The 8,609-nt window shown below is 41.3% G+C and carries 2 protein-coding genes and 5 pseudogenes; 1 reads left to right on the forward strand and 6 read right to left on the reverse strand.

From position 1 onward, the window contains the following. Positions 1–380 precede the first annotated feature (380 nt). From AFK68_RS45995 to AFK68_RS46015, 5 pseudogenes are all read right to left on the reverse strand, one after another. Positions 381–828 (reverse strand): annotated as a pseudogene (locus AFK68_RS45995) (PPC domain-containing protein); the annotation flags it as partial. Between the two features lie 5 nt (positions 829–833). Continuing rightward, positions 834–1,540 (reverse strand): annotated as a pseudogene (locus tag AFK68_RS46000) (PPC domain-containing protein); the annotation flags it as partial. Positions 1,541–1,542: 2 nt separating this feature from the next. After that, positions 1,543–2,079 (reverse strand): annotated as a pseudogene (locus AFK68_RS46005) (PPC domain-containing protein); the annotation flags it as partial. A 15-nt stretch (positions 2,080–2,094) separates the two neighbouring features. After that, a pseudogene (locus AFK68_RS46010) lies at positions 2,095–2,508 on the reverse strand (PPC domain-containing protein); the annotation flags it as partial. 129 nt (positions 2,509–2,637) lie between these two features. Next, positions 2,638–3,909: pseudogene (locus AFK68_RS46015) on the reverse strand (PPC domain-containing protein); the annotation flags it as partial. 583 nt (positions 3,910–4,492) lie between these two features. Here AFK68_RS46015 and AFK68_RS21625 point away from each other — a divergent pair. Next, entirely contained in the window at positions 4,493–6,316 is a 1,824-nt protein-coding gene (locus AFK68_RS21625; protein ID WP_210407548.1) for a serine/threonine-protein kinase, read from the forward strand. Positions 6,317–6,429: 113 nt separating this feature from the next. Here the strand turns inward: AFK68_RS21625 and AFK68_RS21630 are convergent, their stop codons facing one another. Next, positions 6,430–7,353 carry a polysaccharide pyruvyl transferase family protein gene (locus AFK68_RS21630; RefSeq protein WP_094674977.1) on the reverse strand — a complete coding sequence of 308 codons (924 nt, stop codon included), beginning with the start codon at positions 7,351–7,353 and terminating at the stop codon, positions 6,430–6,432. Positions 7,354–8,609: the final 1,256 nt, after the last annotated feature.

Genomic DNA, 8,609 nt, shown 5'->3' on the forward strand with positions numbered 1-8,609 from the left:
AGTGAAGCGTAACGCACCGCAGGACGGCACAAATCAAGGGTGCGTTACGGCGCAACATGAGATTTGACAGATAAATCATAGTTTTTTGTAAGCGCCTAACGCACCCTACTAGACCTACTACTGTAGGGGTTTGGTGACCAAACCCCTACGATAGTTGTTCTAAAGCCAGTAGGCTGTATTTGTCCAACTTATTTTTACATGATGCCTTAGTTGGAGAAAAACTCCGTTATACCCTTAGGTTGAGACTGTACCAAGTATTGGCTCCACTGACACCAGGATAAACCCTGGTATAATATGTACCCGGGCTTAAGTTCCGAGTGATGGTATCAGTAGCCGTACCACCCCGTATTGAACTGGCGATGACACCGCCACTGCTATTNCCCTTAGGTTGAGACTGTACCAAGTATTGGCTCCACTGACACCAGGATAAACCCTGGTATAATATGTACCCGGGCTTAAGTTCCGAGTGATGGTATCAGTAGCCGTACCACCCCGTATTGAACTGGCGATGACACCGCCACTGCTATTGAGCAATTGTACGTCCGCATCTTCAGCTAAACCGGTGAGCTGGAGATTGAAGTTCTTTGGCTCAGTTATATTAAAGCGGTAATAGTCGCGGAGGTCTGTTGTGCCAACAAAGTCCTGGAAATTGCGATTACCAACGAGTCGTCCTATATTGCGAGCCGCAAAGCGGGTATTACCGGCTGAATCAGCGTCTAGCCGGAGATTGTAGGTAGTATTGGCTCCACCAACACTATAAACCCTGGCCTGATAAGTACCCGGGACTAAGTTCCGAGTAATGGTATCAGTAGCCGTACCACCCCGTATTGAANTTGCGAGCCGCAAAGCGGGTATTACCGGCTGAATCAGCGTCTAGCCGGAGATTGTAGGTAGTATTGGCTCCACCAACACTATAAACCCTGGCCTGATAAGTACCCGGGACTAAGTTCCGAGTAATGGTATCAGTAGCCGTACCACCCCGTATTGAACTGGCGATCACACCGCCATTGCTATTGAGCAACTGTAAGTCCGCATCTGCACTTAAACCGTTGAGGGTTAAACCCAAGCGACTTGGCTGAGTGAGCGTAAAGTCGTAAAAGTCGTTGCGGTCTGTTGTGCCGACAAAGTCTTGGTAATGGCGACTACCCCCCCTGAAATCTCCTATCTGGCGATGGGGGCCTGGAGTCCCAGCTGCATCAGCCTCTAGCCGGAGATTATAGTTAGTATTGGCTCCACTGACACCAGGATAAACCCTGGCGTAATATGTACCTTCGCCTACGGTCCAATTAATGGTCTCAGTAGCCGTACCACCCCGTCTTGAACTGGTGATGACAGTGCCACTGCTATCGAATAACTGTAAGTCCGCATCTGCACTTAAACCGTTGAGGGTGAGACTCAAGCGGTTTAGCCCATTTACATTAAAGTAGTAAGTGTCGTTGGGGTCTGTTGTGCCTACAAAGTCCTGGAAATTGCGAGGACCAATGATTTGTCCTATATAGGGAGCCGCGGAGAAGGTATTGCCAGCTTGATCGGCTTCCAGCNACTCAAGCGGTTTAGCCCATTTACATTAAAGTAGTAAGTGTCGTTGGGGTCTGTTGTGCCTACAAAGTCCTGGAAATTGCGAGGACCAATGATTTGTCCTATATAGGGAGCCGCGGAGAAGGTATTGCCAGCTTGATCGGCTTCCAGCTGCAGATTGTAGTTAGTATTAGCTCCACCATGACGATAAACCCTGGCCACATAATTACCAGTGCCTAAGTTGCGAGTGATGCTATCAGGTAGGGTACCACCTCGTGTGGAACTGGTGATGAAACTCAAACTGCCATTGGCATTACGACGATACAACCGTAAGTCTGCATCTGCCCTTAAACCGTTGAGGGTTAGATTCACGCGGTTTGTCTCACTCAGGCTAAAGCGATAATCGTCGGTGGGGTCTGTTGAACCGACAAAGTCTTGGAAATTGCGACGACCATGGAGGGTGCCGATATTACGATGTACCCATGGAGGTCCAGCTTGATCGGCTTCTAGACGGAGATTGTAGTTAGTATTGGCTGTACCGTGACGATAAACCCTGGCCACATAATTACCAGTGCNAGGTCCAGCTTGATCGGCTTCTAGACGGAGATTGTAGTTAGTATTGGCTGTACCGTGACGATAAACCCTGGCCACATAATTACCAGTGCTTAAGTTGCGAGTGATGCTATCAGGTAGGGTACCACCTCGTGTGGAACTGGCTATTGATGTCAAACTGCCATTGGCATTACGACGATACAACCGTAAGTCCGCATCTGCCCTTAAACCGTTGAGGGTAAGATTCAAGCGGTTTGGCTCACTCAGATTAAAGCGATAATCGTCGGTGGTGTCTGTTGAACCGACAAAGTCTTGGAAATTGCGACGACCATGGAGCGTTCCTATATTACGAGGTAGGCCGGGAGTTCCAGCTTGATCGGCTTCTAGCTGCAGATTGTAGTTAGTATTGGCTGTACCGTAACGATAAACCCTGGCCACATAATTACCAGTGCCTAAGTAGCGAGTGATGCTATCAGGTGTGGTACCACTATTTGTGGAACTGGCTATTAGTGGTCCCAAACTGCCATTAGAATTACGACGATACAACCGTAAGTCCGCATCTGCCCNACGATAAACCCTGGCCACATAATTACCAGTGCCTAAGTAGCGAGTGATGCTATCAGGTGTGGTACCACTATTTGTGGAACTGGCTATTAGTGGTCCCAAACTGCCATTAGAATTACGACGATACAACCGTAAGTCCGCATCTGCCCTTAAACCGTTGAGGGTGAGATTCACACGGTTTGGCTCACTCAGATTAAAGCGGTAATAGTCGATGGGGTCTGTTGTGCCGACAAAGCCTGGGAAATTGCGACGACCATGGAGCGTTCCTATATTACGAGCCGTGGATGGAGTATTGTCCCGTTGATTATTTGGCCTTTGAGTTCTAGAAGAATCCTCATTTACATCTTCCTCATTTCCATCTTCCTCATCTCCGGGAACTTGTTCTGTCTCTGCTACAAGCTCTTCCTCTGTTGCAAACTCTTCATCTGCTGCAAGCTCTTCATCTGCTGCAAGCTCTTCATCTGCTGCAAGCTCTTCATCTGCTGCAAGCTCTTCATCTACAGTCTCTTCCTCTACAGTCTCTTCATCTGCAGGCGCTTCATCTTCAGTCTTTTCCTCTACAATCTCTTCATCTGCAGGCTCTTCCTCTACAGGCTCTTCCTCTTCAGTCTCTTCCTCTATAGGCGCAGGCTCTTCATCTACAGTCTCTTCCTCTACTGCAGGCTCTTCCTCTTCAGTCTCTTCCTCTATAGGCGCTTCCTCTGCAGTCTCTTCCTGTTCATCTACAGTCTCTTGCTCTGCAGCCGCTTCCTCTACAGGCGCTTCCTCTTCAGTCTCTTCCTCTACAGCCGCTTCCTCTACAGGCGCTTCCTCTTCAGTCTCTTCCTCTACTTCAGAATCATCGGCATCATCGAGATCATCGTTGGTCAAAATATCAGTATCTTCACTAAGGGGAACTTCCTGGGGCAAAATGTCAGGCTCTTCGGGAACTTGCTCTACCTCATCCTCTTCGGGAATTGTAACTGCATTTTCAGCTAGATTTTCCTCCTCACCAGTCAAGGGGTCTGCTGTACCAACAGAAACCCCCACGGTTTCTTCAGTCTCGACAGCCTGCAAAAACTCGGCAGGTTCTTGGGCAATGGCAATATTTATGCTATCTTCTATGCTATCTTCAAGAGTTAATATCGGTACTTCCTCTGTCCTAAGAATGTCTGCGTCTGCGCTACCACTGGCAAACCTTAACTCCTGAGTTTCTCCTGTCTCCGCGACGAAGGGTAGCATAAGATTGGTAGATGTTTGCCCAACATCGTTCAAATTAAAAAACTCGTCAGACATAACTTCCTCCCTGATTTCAAGATAAAAAGTTATAAAAATTCCTGTTACATTCGGTGGCGTCACCTCAATGACAAACCCAATCTCTGGGTATCGATAAATTTATCTTTTATAATTTAGCCAGCTATTTATCGGAAAGATGCCATCTTAGGGCATCGTTAACTTTCCCATTTAATACTACAGTGTCACTATCATCCTAAGGCCACAACTGCTGTGATTCCTAGTTATTCAACTCTTGTCCGCACACCCGTATTTTTACTTATATAGTTAGTCTACTCAATATTTGGGAAAATGGTAACAATTAATACAAATCTTTACCATCAAATTAATTTTTGTAATACCAATTCTCAAAATTAGTGCTATGCTTGGAATGCAAGCTGACAAAAATCACCTTCATTCATAACAGAAGTTACTAAATACCATTTCTATTTAAGAAAGAGTCAGAAGACGGCTCCCTTCTTCCTATGCTCTAATTAAACGCTATATTAATTTTGTACAGGTAATCTTTGTCCCTGATAAATGTTGTGAGGAAATGTGAAAATAATAGGTAATTTTCTCATTGTCCTTAACCCATACTTTAATGTAGATGACTGTGCATCAGTCCCTATTATCGAAAGTCCATTGTATAAACCCCCATTGTCCAAATCCAATCCAGGCATGGGGCAATAAATTCTGTCAAAGTTGTGGAACCCCACTCCTACTAAACGATCGCTACATTCCCCTAAAAAAAATAAGTACAGGTGGATTTGCCAAAATATATATTGTTTGGGACCAAAAAACTCAAACTGAACGTATTCTTAAAGTATTAGTAGAAACTTCCCCTAAAGCTCTGGAACTATTTGACCAGGAAGCTTGGGTCTTAGCTAGTTTAGGCCATTCTGGAATTCCTAAAGTCGAACCAGAAAACTATTTTCACCTCCGCAAGCGAAATAGTCAGTCAGAAGTTGGCAATTCTGGCCAAGGGTTATTGCCATGTTTGGTCATGGAAAAAATTGATGGTTGTACCCTAGAGGAAATTATCGAACAATATCCCCAAGGATGTCCCGATATTTATATCATCGACTGGCTTTCCCAAGCTATGGAAATTTTATGGGAACTGCACCGCCGAAAAATTATCCACAGGGATATTAAACCATCTAATTTAATGTTGCGAGGAGTGGAAGTTTCCTCCCTGGCAAAATTTTCCCCAACTTTTTCCCATCATCGAAGAAAAAAGAGAGGTCAACTGGTAATTATTGACTTTGGGGGAGTGAAACAATTGAATAATTATAGAATCAAACCTACAGGAACTGTGGCAAAACGCAGTACAACTAGGTTAGTTTCTCCTGGATATAGTCCCCCAGAACAAATTGCTGGAGGTGAAATAGGTCCTTTTACAGATTTTTATGCTTTGGGTCGGACTTGTATTCATTTATTAACTGGTCAATATCCGGCAGATTTGGAAGACCCGTCCACTGGTAAACTGAAGTGGCGACAGTTAAAACCTGTTAATCCGACTTTGGCTAACTTACTGGATGATATGGTTAGTTTAGATGGCGCTCAACGACCAGCTACAGCAGCAGAAGTTCAAGTCCGTTTAGCTAAAATTTATCGACACCAAAAGAGGTCTCTGGGAATATCTGCTTTTAGCACAAAGGTTAAAAATTTCTTGAAACTTCAGTTGATAAACCTGGGTAATAATATTAGTAGACTTTCTCGTGCTGTATCTCAAATAGTTAATCAAATATTTGCAGGTTGTGTCGATACAATTTGGGAAATGATACTGGGAGGAGTTGGGGGAAGTATTGGCGCGATATTCGGATTAATTTTTGCTTATTGGTCAGGAGTAGGCGATCGCTTTGCTAGTTTATTTACTAATTATTGGTTTATGGTATCAGATGTTCCTTTGACTATAGGTCCGGAAATAGTTGTTTTTGGTTTGGCAGGTTTGGGGACGGGAGTTGGTTTAACTGATGTGGGTGGTTTTGGTCAACGTCGTCGTTATTGGCGAACTGCAGTTATGGGAATGGTTGGTTATATTTTAGGTGGGTTATGTTGGCAATTTTCCCAAGTTGCTACCAGTGTCTACAGTACAACAGAGGATTTAATTATTCTGGAAATTATGGGTAAGTTGTCTGTGGGGGTAGCAACTGGTGTTATGACTTTGGGTCTTGGTTTAAGAAAGCATGGTTCGGTTTATGCGTTGTTGGTTGCTGGTTTAACGGCAATAGTTTTTGTTAGTTTGGAGCAGTTAAATATATTTCCCCAGTTATTTTTAGAGTTTATTGTTGTGAATCAAAGTCAGCCTAATTTATTGGAGTTTTTTGCTAGTATAAGTTTCTTCGGTTTGTTGGGTTGTGTTGGTGGTTTTTGTCTTGGTGTGAGTCATTATATTATTATTCCTATTTTGCGGAGATTAGGTTTACAATAGAACTAGAATTTGTCACATTGAAGTACAGTTTTTTTTCTTCTTTTCTGTTCCCTTTCACCTAACACCTATAAATTTGTACCTCAGCAGTATAATAATTCCTATATTACTTTTTTTTAAGACTTAGAACACCAATCTTTTCTCAAAATATCAAGCTTTTCTTCCAGTTGAACTGTTAAATGTTCAAGTTGAGTATCTGAACTCAATTGTTGTCGTCCAGTTTGAGCAATTTTCAGCAATTGTGTACCAGAAACTTGTTCTTGTTGTTGCCAAATTTGTCTGAAGTTTGGAAATTGGAGTAAACTATTTTTCCAATGACTAAAAGCATTTAGAGAGGAACGAATTCCACCAGCATATTGGGGATAAGATTTAACCAAAGGTGAAAGAAAATAAGGATAGTATTCTACACCAATTGAAGAACACCAATCTTGCCATTTAAACAGTAAAATTCTCGGACTTGTAATAATAGGAATCCAAGGCACCCTAAAAGTATCAGCTATAATTGCGCCATGCATTGCTTCAGCTAGTAAAACTTCTGTTTGGCTAATAGTAGATAAAATCTCATCTACTGAGGAGCGGGGATCTAAATAATGAAATCCGATTTTTTTACATATATTCTGCCATATTTCTCCTGCAAAAGTGGCATGATGAATATGTGGCATAAAAGTAAAACGATAATTTTTTTGCTGCGAAGGTTGATATAAACGTCTCGTTAAAATTGCCCCGTCTGTAATTGCTAAATCAGGAGATAAACCTAACTTTTTAGCAGATAATTTTCCTCGAACACAGTACAATTTCCAATTTTTCTCTAAAGTTTTTAATGGCTGTTCATAACCTACACCTGTACTAAAAATAATTAAACGTTGAGCTTGGGGAATTCGTTGAGGTAAGAGTTGATTTAATAGAGTTCCAATACCAATAAAAGTCGTTGTTTCATCTTCATCAAAAAATTCTGGTAGGAGTTGAGGCCATAACCAATTATTTAATTCATCTCCAAAATTACTAAACCCATCTCGACGTTTGTAGTAAAATAGTTTCATAGTTTAAGATTTGATGCAACAGACATAATTTTAGACTTTCCTCGCTCGATCGCCCAAGATAAATAACGAGTTTCGAGAATCATATTTTGAACTAAACTAGATTTAGAACACCAATCATCAAAAGCAGGAATTGCAATTTCTGTGAGAAAGTAACGCCACTTTTTAGTCGTTTGAGCAGGATTAATTTTTTCTACTTGTAATTGACCATTATTTACTAAAGTCTGACGTAAGTTTATATCGGATTTTAGCTTCTTTAAACTGTCAAGCAACTCCTTCAAAGAAGTAACTTCTAAATAATTGAAGTTAGGTTTTCCTTCTGTACGATATGCAGATTCATAACCTAATATAGCGGGAACACCTGCTAACCAAGCATTATAAAGTTTAGTTGCTGGTTTATTTATATATTTATTCTGTTTGCCAAAACTGCGGATAGCAACTACTGCATCAGCTTGACTATAATCATTCCAACGATTATCAATTTTTTGATAATTCGTTGAGTGATTTTGATTAATAATAGGACGCCAATTTAAATCTAGTTTATTGAGTTCATTTGTCCAATTCAAACTTAAAAGTTCCGGAGCTAAATTATTTTTATGACCAAAAAAAACAATATTTTTAAACTGATTACCGCGTTCAATATGCCGAGGAATTAATCCTGGTTGTGTCCAGTGAGGTATATAGTAGNCTAAATTATTTTTATGACCAAAAAAAACAATATTTTTAAACTGATTACCGCGTTCAATATGCCGAGGAATTAATCCTGGTTGTGTCCAGTGAGGTATATAGTAGTTATAATTATTTATAGCTGTTATTTCTTCAGGATTTTGTACCACATGAAATTGAGCATAGGGATAAAAATTTAATTCAGCCTTAAGACAAATTAGAAGTAAATTTTTTCCTGGTTTAATGCCTTTATGAATATAAAGAGAATTGCGATGAACAATAACAATTCCAGACTGGGGTAAATAATCTACTAATTCACAAGGAAAACCATCTGCTTTTAGACGCAGATAAGTTTGCAATGTCCAAGCGTAAATTCCTAAACCAAATCCAGCCCAATTCTCATGGGGATTTTCAGGTAACTTTTGGGGAAATAATTTACGAGGGATGTAAAAGTAAATAGTCGGTTTCATCAAAAATTTTGTATTTTTACAGCGGTTTTCATTTGGATAGACCACAGTAGGGACGTTGCATGCAACGTCCCTACAAGGTTATCATTTTTTTATGTGGTTCATTGACCTGAAAATCACTGTAAA

The sequence above is a fragment of the Hydrocoleum sp. CS-953 genome, from assembly GCF_002260545.1.
In the GTDB taxonomy this organism is placed as follows: Bacteria; Cyanobacteriota; Cyanobacteriia; order Cyanobacteriales; family Microcoleaceae; genus Trichodesmium.

Coding starts and splice junctions, on each gene's coding strand:
- AFK68_RS21630 (WP_094674977.1), bottom strand. CDS start 7,353: ATGAAACTATTTTACTACAAACGTCGAGATGGGTTTAGTAATTTTGGA.
- AFK68_RS21625 (WP_210407548.1), top strand. CDS start 4,493: ATGACTGTGCATCAGTCCCTATTATCGAAAGTCCATTGTATAAACCCC.